Origin of the sequence: Sinorhizobium sp. CCBAU 05631 (genome assembly GCF_002288505.1) — a bacterium.
Classification (GTDB): domain Bacteria; phylum Pseudomonadota; class Alphaproteobacteria; order Rhizobiales; family Rhizobiaceae; genus Sinorhizobium; species Sinorhizobium fredii_C.
In genome coordinates, this window is the sequence record NZ_CP023065.1 from 60,684 (window position 1) to 80,081 (window position 19,398).

A 19,398-nucleotide genomic window follows, 5' to 3' on the forward strand; every position below is an offset into this window, starting at 1 on the left:
GTCCATTCAGAGGTTGCTCGATTCCGGGGTGCGGCCGAGGCTCAGGCGCTCGGCGATGAGGATGACGGCCAGCGAGAAGGCCATGATCAGGGTCACGTAGACGAGACTGACGGCGGCCTGGTCGGGGTCGGCCGAAACTGCGCCATCGACGATGGCGATCGGCAGGGGCTTGTTGTTGATGTTGTAAAGGAAGGCCGAGAGCGGGTATTCCGCCAGCAGATTGTTGAACTTCATGCCGGCGACCAGGATTGCGGTCGGCGCCACGAGCGGCAGGACAACACGGCGAAAGCGATACGGCCCCGAGGCGCCCATTGCCCGGGCCGCGTCGTCGAAGGCCGGATCGATCCCGATGAAGGCCGAGCGCATGAAGCGGACCATGAGCGGCAGGCTGAAGATGACGTAGCCGATCGGCAGAAGCCAGTAGCTGCCGAGAAGAACGAGATTGCCGACGAGCGGATTGGGCGCATCAAAAGCGACGATCAGTCCCACGGCAAGCAGCATGGTGGGGATGATCCAGGGCAAGACGAAGCAGATATCCAGGCCTCGCGTCAGCCAGCTGTGCTTGCGCACCATGATCGGCACGGCGAACAAAGTGATTGCGAGGCCCACGGCAACCGCGATCGAGCTCATCAACATCGAATTGAAGAAGGGGACAAAGGCCGCGCCGCCGCCCAGCACCCGAGCGTAGTTTGCCAGCGTGAAGCTGGAAGGCAGGACGTCGATGCCGATGCTCGAAGCCGGGGCGAAGGAGAACAGCACAATGAGCGCGACCGGCATCAGGTAGATCGCTGCCAGCAAATAGGCCAGCGCGGTGACCACGATACGGGCAAGCGGATTGCGTATCGCCCGCAACTGGATGCGTGTTGTCGCCTTAGCGCCGGCCGTATAGGCGCCCTTGGCCTCGAAATACTGCGACAGCAGGATCAGCCCCATGAGCACAAGCCCCATCAACAGCGCCAGCAGCGCCGCCATGTCTGGCCGGCGCAAGCTGTTCAGCGTCAGGACCATCTGGCTCAGCATGTGGAAGTCCCGGCCGCCGAGCACCTGGGGCGCGGCAAAGGAACCCATCGCCGTAATCAGCGTGAGCAGCGTAACCGCGAGCACGGTTGGCAGGATGACCGGCAGGACGACGCGCCGCAGAATCGTCATTTCCGAGGCTCCCATGCTGCGGGCCGCCTCGATCGTCGAATAGTCGACGCGGCGCATGGCGGCGCGCAGAAACAGGAAGTGAAAGCTGGTCATCAGAAAAGTGTGGGCGAAGAGAACCCCAAACCAGCCGATGAACCAATCGCGCGGCAGCGACGGGAAGAGCGCGGCCAAAGCAGCAGTGATGGCACCGCTCGGACCATAGGTGAAGTTGTAGCCGGCAGCCGCAACGACGCCGCCGAAGACGAGCGGCGTGGAGAAGGCGATTTTCAGAAAGCCGCGCTCCGGCACGCGAAAATACTCGAGCACCGCCACCTGGAACATACCGACGATCGTGACGGTGAGGGTGGTCGCCGCCGTCATCCAAACCGTGTTCCAAAGCGCTGCGCGGACGCGGCGAGAGCGTGCGAGTTCCGATACCGCATCAAACATGGCCAAACTGCCGTGCCTGAACAACGCGGCCTGCAAGGCAGCAAGCATCGGAACGAGAAGGAAGGTCAGCACGGCCCAGGCAATCACGATCAAGCCGAGCCAGTAAAAAACACGGTCCAGGCGGGTGGATCGGTTCATCCGGTCACCTCCTGGAACACATGCGCGGCGCCGGGGCGAATTCCGAGCGAGACGGTACTGCCGGGTTCAGGAAGCTGGTCGCCGATCAGCATTGCCGAAAGCGCATGACCCTCGACCTCGAGATCGACGCGGCTATGGGCTCCGAGGAATTCGACGTGGTTCACTCGCGCCGGAACGCCGGCGACCGCCCCAAGCAGGACGTCTTCATGGCGCAGGAAGCTGCGGCCTTTGACATCGTATCCCAGCAGGCGCGCCGCGAGTGGCGGAGCAAGTTCGTTGGAGACGCCGATGAACTCGCATATGAACGGAGTCGCCGGCTTGCGGTAGAGGGTACGACCATCGCCGATCTGCTCGATCTTGCCGTGATTGAGCACCACGATGAGGTCGGACATGGTCAGCGCGTCCTCCTGGTCGTGCGTGACGAAGATGGCGGTAAAGCCGAGCTCCGACTGAAGGCGCTTGATTTCCTTGCGCATCGCGGCGCGCACCTTCGCATCAAGATTTGACAACGGCTCGTCGAAGAGCAGCACGCGTGATCCCGTGACGAGCGCGCGAGCAATGGCGACGCGCTGTTGCTGGCCGCCCGACATGTTCGCTGGCTTCTTGTCGAGCTGATCGGAAATACCGGCCATCTCGGCAACCTCGCCGACGCGCCTTTCCACCTCCGCCTTGGACTTCTTCGCGACGCGCAGCGCAAAGGCGATGTTCTCGAACGCCGACATCGTCGGAAACAGCGCGTAGTTCTGAAAGACGATGCCGACGTTGCAGCGCTCGGGCGGAAGGGCGGTAATGTCTTGCCCCTCTAGGAGCACCCTTCCGCCCAAAGCCGGGAGCAACCCGGCAATGGTGCGCAACACGCTGGATTTTCCGCTCCCCGACGGGCCGAGGAGCGACACGAACGCCCCGTCGGCCACGTCGAGGTTCAGGTCACGGACAACGGTCATGCCAGGGAAGCCGACGTCGAGTTTGTTGAGGGACAGAACGCTGTCAGCCATGGCTCTAGACCTCCGATCCATGCAGAGCCGCGCTCATTGACGGATTTCAAGCTCGATCTTCTGCAGCCAGCTGTCGAGCTTTGGAGCGATTGCATCCCAATCGATCGGCTGGGTGTTGACGAGCTTGGCATTCGCCTGAACGGTGGCCGGCGACTTGGCGAGCGCTTCCGGCAGGACAGGGACCTGGCCGAACTTGGCGGCGTAGGCGGCCATCACATCGGCCGATCCCCACCAGTCGACGAAGGCCTTGGCCTCATCGAGTTGATCGGTCCGGGCCATGATCGCCACACCTTCGGAAATCACCGGAGTGCCGCCGTCGGTGTCGATCACCTGGACTTTCGCGTCGAGGTCATCGGCCCGCTTCAAAGCGCCGCCGAGCCAATTCAGATCGATGGAGGCGCGACCGGACTTGAACGCCTGGAGCTGGGAATCCGCATCGTTGGCGATAATGCCCTCAGCATAAAACCTGTCCAGGAAATCCCATCCCTCATCGGATACCTCACCATCGGCGTCGAGGAAACGGACGAGGATGCCGGCAAGATACATGCGGGTCGTCTGGGCCGCCGTGGAGCCGATGACATATTTGCCCTCATAATCGTCCTTCGTCAGATCCAGCCAGCTTTTCGGCGCGTCTGCGTCGGCCAGTCGGTCGGGGTAGTACGCGAGCACGATCGGCGTCTGCCAGAACTTGTGGACCAGGCCTTCCGCGTCCTTATATTGTGCCGGAAGGTCCTTGGCCCAGGACGGCGAATAGGGCTGGAAGAGGCCTTCCTTCTTTAAGAGGGCCATCGAGGTGTCGACCATCCCGAGAACGACGTCGGCTTGCGGGTTGTTCTCCTCGGCGATCAGGCGATCGTAGAGTTCGCCGCCCCCTGCGTTCAGTAGCTTAATCTCATGACCCGCTGCCTTGGCCTGTTCAGCGATCCATGCCCCGCGCTCACCGCCTTGCGGGCTGTAGACGGTCAGTGTGTCGGCCAGTGCTGGAAAGGCCGCGGCCACGACGATGGCGGCGGTCGCAAATGCAAATGCCAGTTTCATGATGTTCTCTCCCTTATCGAGCGACGCGCTCCTCTTACGCCGGCTCCATGTCAGTTTAATTACATTGCGCAATTTAATTTTCCTTGCAATAGCTTTCCTGAAACTTCGACCGATTTGCGGACTTTGCCATGCCTGTTTTGCCCGAGCTCTCCCTCAATGAACGACGCCTCGTCGAGTTGATCTTCAAGAACAGGGGCGTGGCTCGCATCGAGTTGGCGCAGATGTCCGGGATGACCGGCGCCACCGTGACGCGTCTGGTTGCGAGTTTGCTGGATCTCGGCCTGATCACCGAGGAGGCGGATCGAAGCGGAGCGCAAGGCCAGCCACGCCGGTTGCTGCAGCTCCAGGCCCGCCGTTTCTTTGCCGCCGGCGTCACCTTTTCGGTGACCCGCATGGAAGTCGTCATTATCGATCTCAGCGGCTCGATCGTGGCAACGAGAAGCGTGGAGGTTCATACGGCAAGTCCAATGGAAGTGGTGGAGGCGGCTCAGGCTGCCGTTGATGACATGCTTGCCGCCTTATCCATCCAGAAGAGCGACCTTGTCGGGATTGGTGTTTCCGTTCCGGGAAATTTTGGCACCGCCTCGAACCTGTTGAAAGCCCATCCCTTCTTTCCTGCGTTCGAAGACGGCCAGGCAATCGAAGCGTTCCGCGAGGCGTTCGACGTTCCCTGCCATGTCGAGAATGACGGCACGGCTGCCGCACTTGGCGAATACGTGTTCGCGGGTGACAACGTGCTGGATGATCCGCTTTTCTTCATCCACATCGGCCATGGCGTCGGCGGCGGCGCTGTGATCGACGGCAGACCTTATGGCGGCGCACACGGCAATGCTTGCCTGCCCGGTGTCCTCTATCCCTACGATCAGCCGCGGCCGTCAGGGCAGGACCTGCTCGCGACGCTGCACGCGGCCGGTTTCCATCTTCAGGATTTCGAGGAGATGGACGCCTTGCCGGCCGCCGCCCAGGCCACCGTGAGCGAATGGATCGCGCGAGCCGGCGCACAGCTACGGCAGGCTGCGCGGGTGGCGACCGCGTTCTTCGATCCGGCCCGGATCGTGTTGGGCGGGCGCTTGCCTGGCAATCTCCATGAAAGGCTCGTTGAAACGATACTCTCGGAGCCGATCGAAGGACCGTCGCGCGGTCTGCCGATTGCACCGGTTTCCGCATCGCGCCTTGGCGTTCATGCTGGCGCTGTCGGCGCTGGCTGCGTTCCATTCTTCAGGGCATTCTTCACGGGCGCCGTCGCCGACGGTGGAAGTGCCCACATTAACGGTAGACGGCCTGGTCCTCGGACACCTGCCGCATAATCCGGCCCCGCAATCGCACTTGAACCCTTCTTTCGGATCAGGCCAGGCGCAACGGTCATAGATCGAACCTCCGGTCTCCTGCGGAAGAAGAGGTCGAGGCTTTGGGCTTCAGGATGGGATTCGTTTCTGGAGCATGTTCGGATTTCTGTTGATACGCGGGGACATAGGCGGACAGCTCCGTCGAAGGACGGAAGCAACAGATCAGCGCTCTATTCGTATCGCTCTGAACATAAGGACCCGATACCAGGATGAAGGTCAGGAGTTGGGTCACATCAGTCGTAGTTACGGCCTGACTGTACCCTGATGGAAGAACATTTTCCATTTGAGTCCGTCATGCTTCCAGACGGAGCTTCGTAGCACATGCCGCTTTGAACCATCCCGATACGAGCGCTCCGTCTCGTAGGTCAGAAGGACGGCGTCTTTCGAGATAGGTTTGAGGACGTAGTTGGCTGTCCGGAGGTCGCCTTCATCGATACCGCTCTCCTGGGTGAGAAGATCGATGATGGTTGTTCGGTCGTATACACGCCCAGACGCTCCAAATTCCACAAATCCTTCTGCGAGCAACGTTTCGACGGCATCCCTGGAGCGCCTGATCTCTGGGCGGTGAAGGGCCTCTTCAAGAGACTGGATTTCGTCAAGACTGGGAATGCTGGTCATTGCTGGCCCCCCGTTGAAAAATACCCACCTGAATGTACCCTTGATCTCGTTCAACCGTCGGACATGCGTTTTGCCGACTTGTGGCACTTGCTCCATAATGCCGCAACCACCCTTGCGCGCTTAGCTTCCGCAGCCAACTGCCCGTCCTACCATCCTTGTAACTCCTCAGCGCCTGGAGCGGTTACCCTATTTTACCCAATCGAAGGCCTCATCTTCGTTGAATGCGCTCTGGGGCTGCCGTAAGCCTTGTTACATGGGGCGAGAGGAGAAGCGGTCGAGGGGGCCGCAAATTGCTCCAGCAAGGAGGAGATATGAAACGTCGTACATTCACCGCTGGGCTCGTGGCACTACCGTTCCTCGGCGCCAGCCTCACCCGCGCATTCGCGCAAGATGCTGCCGGCCCGCTCCCGAACACCTATTCGGGCCAGAAGATCCGGGCGCTCGCCTCGACCGGTGCTGCCTTCGAAGCGATGGCGACGGTCAGCCGTGACTTCACCGAGGCGACCGGCATTGCCGTCGAATATGTCAACCTGTCCTATAACGAGCAATACCAGAAGCTGATCCTCGATCTGACCAGCGGCGCTGCGTCGTTCGATGTGTTCAACTTCGCCTACCAGTGGAAATTCGAGATCGAGCCCTATTGTGCCGACCTTGCGAATATCTCGAAGGAAATCGCTGGCGCACCGGATCTTGCGCTCGACGACTATCCGCAGCGCGCCCTCGAGATCTACGGCCGCGCCAACAACAAGCTCATCGGTCTGCCGACGCTCGGCGACGTCACGCTGTTTGTCTGGAACAAGGAGGCTTACAAGGCTGCGGGTCTCGATCCTGAGTCCGCACCGAAGACCTGGGACGAAGTGGTCGAGCGCGGCGCCAAGACGACCGTGACCTGGATCATGGTGTTCAAGTCGATGGGCGGCGAATACTTCGACGCTTCCGGCGCCCCGACCTTTGCCAGCGAAGCGGGCGTCAAGACCATGAAGTTCCTGGTCGAGAAGCTGGCGGCGATCAGCCCTCCCGGCAATCTTGCCTGGGATTTCCCTGAGATGTTCAACAGCCTGTCGACCGGTCAGTCGGGGCAGTCGATGATGTGGCCCGGAGCCTTCGGCGACCTGCTCAATCCGCAGCGCTCCCAGGTCCACGACAAGATCGGCTGGTCGCCGATGCCGCAGGCATCGCTGCTGGGTGGCTGGTCAATGGGCGTCAACGATTCCTCCCGGTCGAAGGACGCCGCCAAGCTCTATGTGGCCTGGCTGACGTCACCCGACATCGTTCGCCGCATGGGTCTGATCGGCGGGGCTCCGGCCCGCATCTCGGCGCTCAAGGATCCGGAGCTGATCAAGCAGGCTCCGAACCGTCCCGCTGTGCTTGCCGGCCTGCAGGGCGACGTCGCCGAATATCCGCCGATCAAGGAAGCCGAGCAGATCCACATCATGATCTATGATGAGGTGAATGCGGCGGTGGCGAAGATCAAGACGCCGGAACAGGCGGCGAGCGACCTTCAGGGCAAGGTCGAATCCTTCATGCGGCGCCGCGGCTATCTCAAGACCTAAAGTCGCGCTCCCGCGGAGGGGCAGGCGATCCTCCCCGCCTGTCCCTCCCTTTTTGCAACGGCAAATCCGCAGGTGGCTTACCTGATGACGATCTCTCAAACAGCAGCTCCACGGGACGCGGTCGCGGTTCGCCGCCGCCGTCGCATCCGCATCGGCACGGTGGTCTGGTTCACGCTTCCGGCCGCGGCAATCATGCTGCTGGTGCTCGGCGTGCCGCTCGTTTATTCGTTCTACTACAGCCTCACCGGCTGGTCGCTGGTCGTGCCGGGCAGCGATCAGGACTTCATCGGTCTGCTCAATTACACCGATGTTTTAAAGAGCAGTGAGTTCTGGGCGTCGATCCGCGTGACGCTGATCTATGCGGTGGTCGCGGTGTCGCTGGAATGCGCGCTCGGCATTCTGTTTGCCGTGCTTCTCAATCTGGAATTTTTCGGCCGCGGTCTCTTTCGCTCGCTGATGCTGATCCCGATGGTGATCACGCCGGCAGTCGTCGGCATCTTCTGGAAGCTGCTCTATGAGCAGGATTCCGGCGTCTTCAACTATCTGCTTGGAACCCTCGGCTTCGATCCGGTGCCATGGCTGAGCCTCACCGTTGCGCTCGCCTCGGTCATCATCATGGATGTCTGGCAGTCGACGCCGTTCTTCACGCTGATCATCCTGGCGGGGCTGCAGTCCCTCGACCGCGACACGGTGAGCGCGGCCCAGGCGGATGGCGCCAATGCGCTCCAGGTGTTCCGCTACCTGACGCTGCCGCATCTCGTTCCCTACATCATGATTGCCGCGGCGTTCCGGATCATCGGCGTCATGGCCGACTTCGACAAGATCTTCCTGTTGACGCTCGGCGGCCCCGGCAACGTCACGACGACGCTCAGCGTCTACGCCTACAACACCGGCTTCAAGGTCTTCGATATCGGCCGGACCACGGCGATTTCGTGGATCTATGTCGTCTTCGTTCTTGCGATCAGCGCACCGCTGATCTGGCGCCTGTTCCGCGGCGCAAGCGTCAACCGTCACTAGGGGAGGTGAGGCATGGCTATTTCATCCAGGACCAACCGCACCACCCGCAAGCTGCTCTGGACGCTCTTCTGGGGCGTGCTCGCCTGCGTCTACCTGTTCCCGTACACGTGGATGGTGCTGACCGGCTTCCGGCATGGCGTCGACACGATCTCGATGCCGCCGCGCTTCATCTTCGAGCCGACGCTCGCCGGCTTCAGGCACCTGTTCGAGGTGACCGGGTTCCAGAAATACATCATCAACAGCGCCGTGGTGACGATCTTAAGCGTCGTGCTGGTGATCGGGGTTTCTGCGCCTGCGGCTTATGCGCTGGCGCAGATCAGCAAGCGGGGCGGAGCGCTTCTGGTGGCGATCCTGGTCGCCCGCATCATTCCGGGCATCGCAATCGGCGTTCCGGTCTATCTGCTGGCGACGCGCCTCCACCAGCTCGACACCTACCAGGCGCTGGTCATCATCAACGTCGCCGTCAACATTCCCTTCGCGATCTGGCTGATGCGCAGCTTCTTCATGGAAGTGCATCCGACGCTGCGCGAAGCGGCGATTTCCGACGGCTGCAGCGAATGGCAGGTGTTCACCAAGATCATGCTGCCGCTGGTGCTCGGCGGGATGCTGGCCACCTCGGTGTTCGTGTTCATCGCCGTTTGGAACAAGTTTCTTTTCGCCCTCATCCTGACCACCTCGGTGAGCCCGACGGCGCCGCTTGCGATGCTCGGCTTCAGGACCCAGTACGGCGTGCAGTGGGACGCTGTCGGTGCTGCGGCGTTCCTGGTGTCGACGCCGGTCATCGTCTTCGCCTTCATAATGCAGCGCTACCTGGTGCAAGGCCTGACCATGGGCTCCGTCAAGTGACAGGCATGGTTGGTACAATTCTTCGCAGAAAGGCCGAGCAGAATATGACTGATGTAACTATCCGCAATGTCACCAAGCGCTATGGCGCTCTGACCGTCATCCCTCAGCTTTCGTTCAGGATCGAGGACGGGGAGTTTGTCGTGCTGGTCGGACCGTCTGGCTGCGGCAAGTCCACGCTTCTGCGCATGCTGGCGGGACTGGAGGAGATCTCCGGCGGCGACCTCCTGATGGGAGCCGACGTAATCAATGATCGCCCCGCCAAGGAGCGGGACATGGCGATCGTCTTCCAGAACTACGCGCTATACCCGCACATGACCGTCGCGGAAAACATGGGCTTTGCGCTGAAACTTCGCAAACGCCCGCGGGCCGAGATCGATGAACGCGTCGACAAGGCGGCGGCGATCCTCGGGCTCGGCAAGTTGCTGGATCGTTATCCGCGCGCGCTTTCCGGTGGCCAGCGACAGCGCGTCGCCATGGGCCGGGCAATCGTGCGCGACCCGCAGGTCTTCCTGTTCGACGAGCCGCTGTCCAATCTCGATGCCAAGCTAAGGGTGCAGATGCGGGCCGAGATCAAGGCGCTTCACCAAAGGCTGAAGATAACTACCGTTTACGTGACGCACGACCAAATAGAAGCCATGACCATGGCTGACAAGATCGTAGTCATGAACGAGGGACGGGTGGAGCAGATGGGCACGCCGCTCGAACTCTACGATCGCCCGGCGAACATCTTCGTCGCCGGCTTCATCGGCTCGCCCTCGATGAATTTCCTGCCGGCGACGGTGACGACGGCGAGCAGCCCGCTCCTGAAGACGCCGGAAGGCGTGGTATTGCCGATCGATGCTGCAAACAGGCTCGCCGAGCGCGCCGAGGTCACCTATGGCATTCGTCCGGAGCACCTGCAGCTCGGAGAGAGCGGCATTCCGGCCGAAGTGGTCGTCGTCGAGCCGACCGGCTCGGAGACCCAGCTCTATGTCACGGTCGGCGGGCGTGAGCTTGTCGCAGTGCTGCGCGACCGGGTCGACGTCCGTCCGGGCGAGAAGATCTGGCTCGCGCCCAAGGCGGGATGCACGCATCTGTTCGACCCCGCGACCGGCGAACGGATCACCGGTTGATCATGGCTCAAGTTTTGCTCACCGCGTCTGGAAGTCGAAACAGTCCGAGCAGGGTTTCCCGTCCCAGCTCGGAAAGCTCGGCCAGCATGGCCTCATTGGCATGCCGCGCCGCGATCAATCCACTGACGCCGATGGCGAGCGCTTCCTGCGCCATCCCGAAACTGTCGACCACGGCGAGAGCGCTGAAGCCCTTGACGACCGCCGCACGCAACAGGGCGAGTTCGGATTTCACCCCGTACCCGAAGTCCTCGAGGCTGATGCGCATTTCGCCGTCGATCGCCGTCACGCTCGGGAAGTTGACGACGCCGTGGCATCCGGCACTGTCGAGCGCTTTCAAGATGTCGGCATGGCGGCGGAACGGGTCGAGCGCCAGAACGCCCGCAAACAACGCACTCGGCCAGGAAACGCCGCTTCCGAGCCCGGAGAGCAGACAACCGTTGGCATCATGGATCGGAAGCAGGACAAGGCTGTCAAATGTGCTTTTCTCGAGGCCCTCACAAGCCGGGCAGTAAAGCGTCACGGATTGAGGCGGCGCATCGGCGGCTAAACCGGTGACGATCGGGATGGGGCGAAGCTTGGAAGGCGATGTCATTGGGTATCCCTGTGACGGACTTACCCAATCTTACCCAAGTGGATAGCTCCCGCCAATTGATTTGCTCCGGCGCCGACGACAAGGTTTTTGAAGAGCGAGGAGGCCGGCGAAAGCCGGAAGGAGAAAGATGAACAGAGTTTATGTGGTCGGGACCTGCGATACCAAGGGCAGCGAACTCAGATATCTCCGCGACCTAATCCGCGCGACCGGCTGTGACGCCGTCCTGGTCGATGTTTCCGTCTCGGAGTTCCACAGCCAAGCCGCCGATGTCGACGTTCAGCCGTCCGAGGTCGCCCGTTTCCACCCGAACCCCCCGAAGCCCGAGGAGCTCAAGGATCGCGGCAAGGCGGTCGCCGCCATGGCGCAAGCGCTGGTGGAATATATCCGCTCGCGTGCGGATGTCGATGGCATCATCGGCGCCGGCGGGACCGGCGGCACGGCGCTGATCGCGCCGGCCATGCGGGCACTGCCGATCGGCACGCCGAAAGTGCTCGTCTCCACCGTCGCCTCCGGCAATGTCGCTCCCTATGTCGGACCGACCGACATCAGCATGATGTATTCGGTGACCGACGTCTCCGGGCTTAACCGCATCTCGCGGGTGGTTCTCGCCAACGCCGCCCATTCCATTGCCGGCATGGTGCTCAACAAGGTCAGCGCCGCGACCGACGAGAGGCCGGCCATCGGCCTGACGATGTTCGGTGTCACCACCCCTTGCGTCCAGGCGGTCACCCGGGCGCTTGAGGCAGACTTCGACTGCCTGGTGTTCCATGCCACTGGAACCGGCGGTCAGTCCTTCGAAAAGCTCGCCGACTCTCACCTGCTGGTCGGCGGCATCGATGTTTCGACGACGGAAGTCTGCGATTATCTCGTCGGTGGCGTCTTCCCCTGTACGGCCGATCGCTTCGGCGCCTTCGCCCGCACGAAGCTGCCCTATGTCGGCTCCTGCGGTGCGCTCGACATGGTCAATTTCGGGGCAATGGACACGGTCCCGACTGAGTTCCGCTCGCGCCGCCTGCATGTCCATAATCCGCAGGTGACGCTGATGCGAACGACCCCGGAGGAATGCAGCAGGATCGGCGAATGGATCGCAGAACGGCTGAACCTCTGCGAGGGGCCGGTCCGCTTCCTGATCCCGGAGCTCGGCGTCTCGGCGATCGACGCGCCCGGCCAGCCCTTCCACGATCCCGAAGCCGATAGCGCGCTGTTTGCGGCGCTCGAGCGCACGCTGCGCCCAACGGCCAAGCGGCAACTGATCCGCGTCCCCCTTCACATCAACGATCCGCAATTTGCGGACCTCCTCGTCACCAACTTCAAAGAGGCCCTTCGTGAGCACTGATCCCCTTGTCGAGCGTCCCACCCGTGCGCAACTGATCGACCGATTTCAAAAGAAGATTCGCGCCGGCGAGCCGATCATCGGCGGCGGCGCCGGCACGGGCCTTTCGGCCAAGAGCGAGGAAGCCGGCGATATCGATCTGATCGTGATCTACAATTCCGGCCGCTATCGGATGGCCGGCCGCGGCTCGCTCGCCGGGCTTCTCGCCTACGGCAACGCCAACCAGATCGTCGTCGACATGGCGAGCGAGGTTCTGCCGGTCGTCAAGCACACGCCGGTGCTTGCCGGTGTCAACGGCACGGATCCGTTCGTCGTCATGCCGACCTTCCTGCGCGAACTGAAGGAGATTGGCTTTGCCGGCGTGCAGAACTTCCCGACGGTTGGTCTTATCGACGGGCTCTTCCGTCAGAACCTCGAAGAGACCGGCATGAGCTATGTCCAGGAGGTCGCGATGATCGCTGAGGCGCACAACCTCGATCTCCTGACGACGCCTTACGTGTTCAGCCCGGCAGATGCCGTGGCGATGGCGAAGGCCGGTGCCGATATTCTCGTCTGCCATATGGGGCTGACGACCGGTGGAGCGATTGGCGCGCAATCAGGCAAAACGATGGAGGACTGCGTCGCCCTCATCAACCAGTGCATCAAGGCGGCGCGGGAAATTCGCGACGACATCATCATCCTTTGCCATGGCGGCCCGATTGCCAATCCTGAGGACGCGCGCTTCATTCTCGATACCTGCCCCGGTTGCCACGGTTTCTATGGCGCCAGCAGCATGGAGCGGCTGCCGGCCGAAGAGGCGATCAAGTCGCAGACGCTCGCCTTCAAAGCGATCCGTCGCAAGCCGGCCTGACCGTGAGAAGGGAACGCAAGCAGATGACCATCTTTCGAAGTGGAGACCAGCCGCCGGGTTGGTGCGAACTCACCGACTTCGAGTTCGTTGACTTGACCGATCAACCCTTGCCGATTCCGCTTGCCGCCGAAAAGCAGCGTCTGCTCGTCACGAGCGGATCGTGCCGCGTGAGGAGCGCCAAGGGAGCGCAGGTTCTGAGTGAAGGCCAGTTTCTCGACATGAATGGGGCCAATGGTCCCTTCACCGCAGATGCCGGAGAAGAGGCCGCGCAGGTGCTCGTTTTTTATGGCAGATGGGGCAACGAGCTCGGCGGATGCGGGGTGTTCAAGCTCGGCCCCGACACCCCGGTTCCGGTCAGGGGGGATCCGGTTATTTATCCCAAGTCGACGAACTTCGATTCGCATTATCACGACTGCGACGAATACTGGGTGATCATCGAGGGGGCGGGGACGGTCGTCGTCGGCTCGCGCAGCTTCGAGGTCGAGGTCGGCGATTGCGTTGCCATCGGCATGGGCCACCATCATGATCTTCCCGAAGTGTGGTCCGACGTGAAGGGCGCATATTTCGAGACGACGCTCGAGGGCAGGAAGCGCTTTGGTCACCTCTGGGAGCACACGCACGGGCCGGCCGATCTGCGCCCCGAGCGGGTCTGATCCGTGCGGCCCAAGCCCTGCCCATCTGGAGGAGAGATTGATGACATTTAAGGTCCTGCATATCGGCGCCGGCGGCTTCGGAGAGCGCTGGTGCGACACCTTTCTGCCGCCGAATGTGGCGGACGGCACGATCGAGGTGGTCGGCCTCGTCGATATCGCTGCCAAGGCGCTCGAAACAGGCCGCAAGCATCTCGGCCTGAAAGCGGAACAGTGCTTCACCTCGGCCGCGCAAGCATTCCAGACGGTCGATGCCGACTTCTGCACCATCGTCATTCCGCCGGCCCTGCACGAGGGCATCGTCGATCTGGCGCTGGCGCGCGGCATGCACATTTTGTCGGAGAAGCCGATCGCCGACACGATGGAGGCGTCCATCCGTATCGCCGGCAAGGTAAAGGCGGCGGGCCGCAAGATGGCGGTGACGATGAGTCATCGGTTCGACCAGGACAAGTCAACGCTCCGATCCCTCGTCCGCGGTGAGGCCCTCGGCCGTATCAACACCGTCTCCTGCCGCTTCGCCGGCGACTTCCGCCTCTATGATTCCTGGGGCCGCTTCCGCCACGAAATGGTCCACCCGATGCTGATCGAGGGCGCGGTGCATCACCTCGACATCATGGCCGATCTCGCCGGCGCGCCCTGCACCTCGATCTTTGCCCGCAGCTGGAAGCCGGAATGGGCCGAGTACAAGGGCGACACCGACGTCATCGTGATGATGGACTTCGAAAACGGCGCCCACGGCGTCTATGAAGCCTCGTGCACGCAGGCGACGGGCTTGAACGACTGGTCTAGCGAATATTTCCGGGTCGAGGCGGCATCGGGGACAGCGATCCTCGACCACCGCGAGGTCGAGGTGTTTCACCGTCATCCGCCTGAGCGTGGGCGACAAACCAGCCGGCAAGGGCAGGGGCAGCAGATGCCGCTGCTGACCGGCAGGAAATGGCAGAACACCCTCCTGATCGAAGAATTCTGCCAGTGGCTCGACGGCGGGCCGGCGATGACGACCAACGTCGACGACAATCTGCAGTCGGTGGCATTGGTGTTTTCTGCGATTGAAAGCGCCCGCCTTGGGCAGCCCGTCAAAGTGCAGGAATACCTGCAATCCTTCAGAAACAGTGCTTCGATCGCGGCCCGATAAGATGTAGCCTCACTATGTCATGGCTGAACCGACTGCGCATTCCGCGAACGCCGCAATAGCCGCTCCCGCACAGGCGAGAGCGGAGATCGTGGCGAGCCTCAGGAAGGCGCTCAGCAAGCCCAACTCGACACTCGTCGGGGCGGCGATCGGAACCGGCATGGCCGCCCAGGCGGCCTCGCGCGGCGGCGCCGACTTCATTCTGGCGCTCAATGCCGGGCGGCTGCGCAGCATGGGGGCGCCATCGATCTTCTCATTGCTCGCACTGCGCAACAGCAATGACTTCGTGCTCGATTTCGCCCGGTCGGAAATCCTGCCGCAAGCCAGAGTGCCGATCTTCTTCGGCGCCAGCGCCTTCGATCCGCGATCGCCAATCGAGACCGAGCTCGAGCGAATTGCGGATGCCGGCTTCGGGGCCGTCGTCAACTTCCCAACCGCGATTTTCCTTGACGGCCGCTTTCGGGCCGACATCGAGCGCGCTGGTCTGGGGTTCCAGCGCGAGCTCGACCTGCTTCGAGCAGCCAAGGCGAGAGGCATGGCGACGCTCGCCTATGTGCGGACGGCAATAGAAGCCCAGCAGGCAGCACAGGCCGGCGTCGATATCATCAACCTCAATCTCGGCTGGAATGTCGGCGGCTCGGTCGGAAGCCGCAGCGGCCTCAGCCTCACCCAGGCGGCCGACTATGCGAAGATCGTCTTTCGCCAGATACGGGCGATCTCCGAGGAGACGCTCTGCGTGCTCGAGGGCGGCCCCATCGTAAGCCCCGATCAGATGTACGAGGTCTCCGTGGTCGCCAAGGCGGACGGCTATATCGGCGGCTCCACCATCGACCGCGTGCCGCTCGAGGCATCGATGGAACAGATCACCTCGGCCTTCAAATCCGTCGGCACCTTGCAAAAGCGCATCGATGAGCTCGAACGCCAGCTCGAGCATGCACAGCGGGAATACGCGATTGTCGGCCGCTCGCCGTCGATCCAGCAGATCAAGCAGCGGATCGAGAAGCTCGCGGCCTCGCCACTGCCGGTGATGATCACCGGAGAGCCAGGCACCGGCAAGAAGCTGCTGGCCCGCGGCATTCACGAGGCGGCCCGACGTTCGGGCAGCAAGCTGATCAGCGCAAGCTCGCTGGATGCAAGCGGGGAGGCGCTGTTTGGTTCGGTTCTCGGGGACGGCGGCCGCAAGGTCTTGGGCCTGCTTCAATATCACCCCAGGGCAACACTCTTGATTGAGGATGTCGAGAGCCTCGGTATCGATGCACAGGAAAGGCTGCTCGAGGTCATCGAGACTGGTGTCTATCGGCGTCTCGGCGATAATGACAGAGGCAGGTTCGAAGGGCGCTTGATCCTGACATCGACTGAGCCGCTTTCGCAACTCGGCTCAACCGGCCAGTTGATCCCCGCGCTCGAGTCGCGCCTCGCCCCGGGGCATGTCTTCCTCCCAAATCTGAGCGATCGTTTGGAGGACCTGCCGCTGCTTGCTGAACATTTCCTTGAGGCGCTCCGCAAGGACCGTCGCAGCCGTAAGCTCTCAGTCGACCATTCGGCCTATCGGATTTTGATGACCTATTCCTGGCCCGAAAACGTCCGCGAGCTCAGATCTGTGCTGGAAACGGCGGCCATCCGTTGCGAGGGCGACTGGATCAAAGCCGAGCATCTACCCGCGCTCAGCGATACGGACGCGCCGCACCCACATCCTGCCGACGAGCGCGAATGGATCCTCGGTGCGCTGCAGCGGCATCGTTTCCGCCGTGGTGAGGCGGCACGCTATCTCGGGATTTCGAGAAAGACGCTGTACAACAAGATGCGCGCCTACGGTCTGCCGTTGCAGCCACGGGAAAATTCCTAGGCCTCGTGCGCGAGCCTGCCTGTCCGCATCTTGTGTGAATTCCCCCTTGGTGAAGACCGTCAATTGGTCAGGGACCCTCCTGAGATGCTATGATTGATAGGCCTGCGCGAACACTCATGCGGCTTTTCTCGATATGACCTGTTCGACCAAACGCAGGAATCGTTGGTTGTGGGCCCTAGCATGCAACCTGTTTCTGCTTTCCCCGAGAGCCCTCACCGTAGAGCTTTCTGCGCTTCTTCGTGTCGGAAACCACAGCGGGTGGGCTCGTCACGCTTGCCGGTTTGCCTGCTTTTGGAGATCTGCGAAGTTGATACTGATACGGGCCTCGGCTTTGAACGTACGGAAAAATTTGTTCTCTTGGAAGTGGTGTCACGGCCCCGATCAAAAGCTGACAAGATCGCGTTTTATGAGAATCTCTGCCACGAACTCGCCAGCGAATGCGCCGTTTCACCGTCTGACCTCATGATTTCGTTTGTGGAAAACACAGATGAAGATTGGTCATTCGGACATGGTAGAGCGCAGTTTCTGGAGGGTGATTTGTAACCGCGAACAATTGTAGACCACGGTGCCCGCCGGGCTATGGTCCTCTATCCGCCCGGTGCGATGGGAGCCCTTCTTCCGTATCCCCACAGAATGAAGAGGCAGATGCAGAGTTGCATGGTGTTTATCGGCAGGACGGACAACTCACCGCGCACACCCGATCTGCAGGGATTTTAGACTAGCGGCAGGTGGTTAAAGAGAGCCGGAGTGTTCTACATCCTGAAGCCTCTGGGAAAGCAACTGCGGGGCCATCCCGGTCGATCGAGCTACAAGCGGTAGAATCGCACGGCATTGTCGTGGAACAATTCTGAGCGTTCCGGCCCAGAATAGCCTGCAGTGATGTCCTTGAACGCATTCCAAATAGCGTCGTAACTTGAGAACAGCTTATCGACGGGGAAATTCGAGGCGAACATCGCCCGCTCGACGCCAAAGGCGGCAATCGCCTCCTCAACATAGGGGCGGATGCTTTCGGTGGTCCAGGTCCAATCCCCCATTCCCAGGCCCGAGATTTTGCAGGCGACGTTCGGTGCCTGCGCAAGCGTCTTCATCGCTTTCCGCCAGCCCTCAAAATGCGACGGCCCATCGACTTGCATGCCGGTGTGATTGAGGATGATCTGCACATCTGGGAAATCACGGGCGAGTTCAAGGAATTCCTCCATCTGCCAGTAATAGAGCTGGAGGTCGTAACTGAGGCCGCGACGAGCGAGTTCCTTGAAGCCTCGGCGCCATTCTGGCGTCCGGCTGACCTCCGGCTCGGTCAGGTAGGTCTTGGCGAGGTCGGTATGATAGTTCATCGACTGGCGGACACCGCGAAAGTTCGCGTATTGCAGATGCTCATCAAGCAGGTCGCCGACATCGGGCTTGCGGAAGTCCGCATAGCCGACGATGCCATGAGGGAAGCCATGCTTGTCCGCAACGCTCTGCAGCCATTTCGTTTCGCCGGCGGGGTTCTTCGGATCGAAGCCGACATCGAGGTGGACCGCCTTGACGAGGTTCTGGTTCTTCGCGTCCGCGAGGAAATCCTCGATCAGGTAAGTCTTGTTGATGGCTGTGTAATCGCCGAAGGCCGAAGGCTTAACACCGTCGGAAAGCCAGGGGTAGTAGTTGGTCTCCAAATCCCAGAGGTGGAAATGAGGGTCGATGATGGCGATGTCGGACATGGTGTCTCCTCTGGGTCGCGGAAACGGCAGGCACCGCCGTTTCCGCGAGTCTCCTGTCAGTTGCTCGGCGGGAAAACGCGGGCGATGACCGCCTTCGCTTCCGCCGTATCGATTTTGTCGGCGGTCACGAGCGGCATCACAAGCGCAAGATCCTTTTCGACCGGAGCCTTGGTCAGAGCGTTGAATACCTGCTGCGTGCCGTCGATGCCCTGGCCCACCGCCTCCTGGAAGAAGATACCCTGGATGGCATTGGCTTTCAGCAGCGCAATGGTCGTCGGGCTGCCGTCTGCAACCGCGATGCCGATCTTTCCGGTCAGGCCCCGGGTTTCAAGAACCTTCGCCGCACCGGTGCCGGCCTCATCATACATGCCGTAGATTGCTTTGATGTCCGGATGGGCTGTCAGCATGTCATTGGCCTGTGTCACGGCTTCATTGACGGTCAGGCCTCGCGTCTCGAGCATCTGGACAAGTTCACAGCCATCGGCTGCGAAGGCCTCCTGAGCGCCCTTGAGATATTTCTGGGCGTTCTCGCGGTCCTGTGGAAGCGAGAGCATGCCGACCTTGTTGCCGCCGCGCTCCTTGGCGAGGGCGCAGACGAAACTCCCCTGGGCTTTGCCGGTTTCGTAGTTGTTGGCGGTGACAGACGACGTGTAGTCAGTCTGGCCCGGCTGCGGGCCGATACCTGCGAAGGCGATCGGTATGTTCTGGGATTTCAGATAGGCGAGCAGAGGCGGGGTGCTGGTCGAGTTCACCGGACCGATGACGATCGCGTCGACGCCATTGGTCACGGCGGTCCGTGCATTGTCCATCTGCTTGGCGGGCGAGTTCTCCGACGTGAACTCGACATAGTCCATACCAAGCTCTTCCGCTTTCTGCTTCACGCCGAAGCCGACCCACTGCCAGTAGGAAATGTCGAGCGACGGCGCGAGATAGGCGACCGTTTTCTTATCCTCCGCATGCGCCACGCTCGACAACGCGACCAGCGCGGCACCCGCTGCCATGGCGAGCCACCCGTTCAGTTTCTTCCTCATGCTTTCTTCCTCCTCTTTATGTC

Annotated in this window: 18 protein-coding genes; 11 read left to right on the forward strand and 7 right to left on the reverse strand. The window is 61.5% G+C overall.

Going from position 1 to position 19,398, the window contains the following annotated elements; all coding sequences use genetic code 11:
• Nucleotides 1-6 precede the first annotated feature (6 nt).
• Genes SS05631_RS26780 through SS05631_RS26790 form a run of 3 tightly spaced genes read right to left on the reverse strand, consistent with a single transcriptional unit; the run spans nucleotide 7 to nucleotide 3,749 of the window.
• The gene (locus SS05631_RS26780; RefSeq protein WP_037427398.1) at nucleotides 7-1,716 is read right to left on the reverse strand and encodes an iron ABC transporter permease; all 1,710 of its coding nucleotides are present in this window, start codon (nucleotides 1,714-1,716) and stop codon (nucleotides 7-9) included.
• Nucleotides 1,713-2,711, reverse strand: coding sequence for an ABC transporter ATP-binding protein (locus SS05631_RS26785; RefSeq protein ID WP_240533538.1), 999 nt, complete (start codon nucleotides 2,709-2,711; stop codon nucleotides 1,713-1,715). The genes SS05631_RS26780 and SS05631_RS26785 overlap by 4 nt, the downstream gene beginning before the upstream one ends.
• Nucleotides 2,712-2,744: 33 nt before the next feature.
• Nucleotides 2,745-3,749 (reverse strand): extracellular solute-binding protein, encoded by a 1,005-nt coding sequence (locus tag SS05631_RS26790; protein WP_037427394.1) that lies wholly within the window; start codon nucleotides 3,747-3,749, stop codon nucleotides 2,745-2,747.
• A gap of 128 nt (nucleotides 3,750-3,877) precedes the next feature.
• Here SS05631_RS26790 and SS05631_RS26795 point away from each other — a divergent pair, with 128 nt between their 5' ends.
• Entirely contained in the window at nucleotides 3,878-5,056 is a 1,179-nt protein-coding gene (locus SS05631_RS26795) for an ROK family transcriptional regulator (RefSeq protein ID WP_037427392.1), read from the forward strand.
• Nucleotides 5,057-5,338: 282 nt separating this feature from the next.
• Here the strand turns inward: SS05631_RS26795 and SS05631_RS26800 are convergent, their stop codons facing one another.
• Nucleotides 5,339-5,713, reverse strand: a complete 375-nt coding sequence (locus SS05631_RS26800; RefSeq protein WP_050988445.1) for a DUF4440 domain-containing protein — start codon at nucleotides 5,711-5,713, stop codon at nucleotides 5,339-5,341.
• A 311-nt stretch (nucleotides 5,714-6,024) separates the two neighbouring features.
• On the opposite strand from SS05631_RS26800, the gene SS05631_RS26805 reads away from it, so the two are divergent.
• The 4 genes from SS05631_RS26805 (at nucleotide 6,025) to ugpC (ending at nucleotide 10,241) form a co-directional block, all read left to right on the forward strand.
• Complete coding sequence (locus tag SS05631_RS26805; protein ID WP_037427390.1) at nucleotides 6,025-7,266, forward strand: extracellular solute-binding protein; 1,242 nt, start codon at nucleotides 6,025-6,027, stop codon at nucleotides 7,264-7,266.
• 84 nt (nucleotides 7,267-7,350) lie between these two features.
• Complete coding sequence (locus SS05631_RS26810) at nucleotides 7,351-8,283, forward strand: sugar ABC transporter permease (RefSeq protein WP_037427388.1); 933 nt, start codon at nucleotides 7,351-7,353, stop codon at nucleotides 8,281-8,283.
• A 12-nt stretch (nucleotides 8,284-8,295) separates the two neighbouring features.
• On the forward strand, nucleotides 8,296-9,129 hold the full coding sequence (locus SS05631_RS26815; protein WP_050994785.1) for a carbohydrate ABC transporter permease: 834 nt from the start codon (nucleotides 8,296-8,298) through the stop codon (nucleotides 9,127-9,129).
• A gap of 44 nt (nucleotides 9,130-9,173) precedes the next feature.
• The gene (gene ugpC / locus SS05631_RS26820) at nucleotides 9,174-10,241 is read left to right on the forward strand and encodes a sn-glycerol-3-phosphate ABC transporter ATP-binding protein UgpC (protein WP_037427619.1); all 1,068 of its coding nucleotides are present in this window, start codon (nucleotides 9,174-9,176) and stop codon (nucleotides 10,239-10,241) included.
• 7 nt (nucleotides 10,242-10,248) lie between these two features.
• Here ugpC and SS05631_RS26825 read toward each other — a convergent pair whose 3' ends face one another.
• Nucleotides 10,249-10,833: a phosphoenolpyruvate hydrolase family protein gene (locus tag SS05631_RS26825; protein ID WP_037427621.1), complete on the reverse strand. Its 585-nt coding sequence runs from the start codon at nucleotides 10,831-10,833 to the stop codon at nucleotides 10,249-10,251.
• A gap of 127 nt (nucleotides 10,834-10,960) precedes the next feature.
• On the opposite strand from SS05631_RS26825, the gene SS05631_RS26830 reads away from it, so the two are divergent.
• The 6 genes from SS05631_RS26830 to SS05631_RS26855 all read left to right on the forward strand — a co-directional run bounded on the left by SS05631_RS26830 (nucleotide 10,961) and on the right by SS05631_RS26855 (nucleotide 17,187).
• Entirely contained in the window at nucleotides 10,961-12,169 is a 1,209-nt protein-coding gene (locus SS05631_RS26830; RefSeq protein ID WP_037436430.1) for a Tm-1-like ATP-binding domain-containing protein, read from the forward strand.
• Complete coding sequence (locus SS05631_RS26835; RefSeq protein WP_095678110.1) at nucleotides 12,159-13,016, forward strand: phosphoenolpyruvate hydrolase family protein; 858 nt, start codon at nucleotides 12,159-12,161, stop codon at nucleotides 13,014-13,016. Before SS05631_RS26830 ends, SS05631_RS26835 begins: the two co-directional genes overlap by 11 nt.
• A gap of 23 nt (nucleotides 13,017-13,039) precedes the next feature.
• Complete coding sequence (locus SS05631_RS26840) at nucleotides 13,040-13,669, forward strand: cupin domain-containing protein (RefSeq protein ID WP_037436424.1); 630 nt, start codon at nucleotides 13,040-13,042, stop codon at nucleotides 13,667-13,669.
• Nucleotides 13,670-13,709: 40 nt separating this feature from the next.
• A complete protein-coding gene (locus SS05631_RS26845; RefSeq protein WP_037427556.1) occupies nucleotides 13,710-14,801 on the forward strand; it encodes a Gfo/Idh/MocA family oxidoreductase in 1,092 nt (363 codons plus the stop codon).
• 19 nt (nucleotides 14,802-14,820) lie between these two features.
• Complete coding sequence (locus tag SS05631_RS26850; RefSeq protein ID WP_037427558.1) at nucleotides 14,821-16,644, forward strand: sigma-54-dependent Fis family transcriptional regulator; 1,824 nt, start codon at nucleotides 14,821-14,823, stop codon at nucleotides 16,642-16,644.
• Between the two features lie 258 nt (nucleotides 16,645-16,902).
• Nucleotides 16,903-17,187, forward strand: a complete 285-nt coding sequence (locus SS05631_RS26855) for a tautomerase family protein (RefSeq protein ID WP_240533533.1) — start codon at nucleotides 16,903-16,905, stop codon at nucleotides 17,185-17,187.
• A gap of 263 nt (nucleotides 17,188-17,450) precedes the next feature.
• On the opposite strand, the gene SS05631_RS26860 is transcribed toward SS05631_RS26855, so the two are convergent.
• Nucleotides 17,451-18,344, reverse strand: a complete 894-nt coding sequence (locus tag SS05631_RS26860) for an amidohydrolase (protein ID WP_037427560.1) — start codon at nucleotides 18,342-18,344, stop codon at nucleotides 17,451-17,453.
• A 56-nt stretch (nucleotides 18,345-18,400) separates the two neighbouring features.
• Entirely contained in the window at nucleotides 18,401-19,375 is a 975-nt protein-coding gene (locus tag SS05631_RS26865) for a substrate-binding domain-containing protein (RefSeq protein ID WP_095678111.1), read from the reverse strand.
• Between the last annotated feature and the right edge of the window lie 23 nt (nucleotides 19,376-19,398).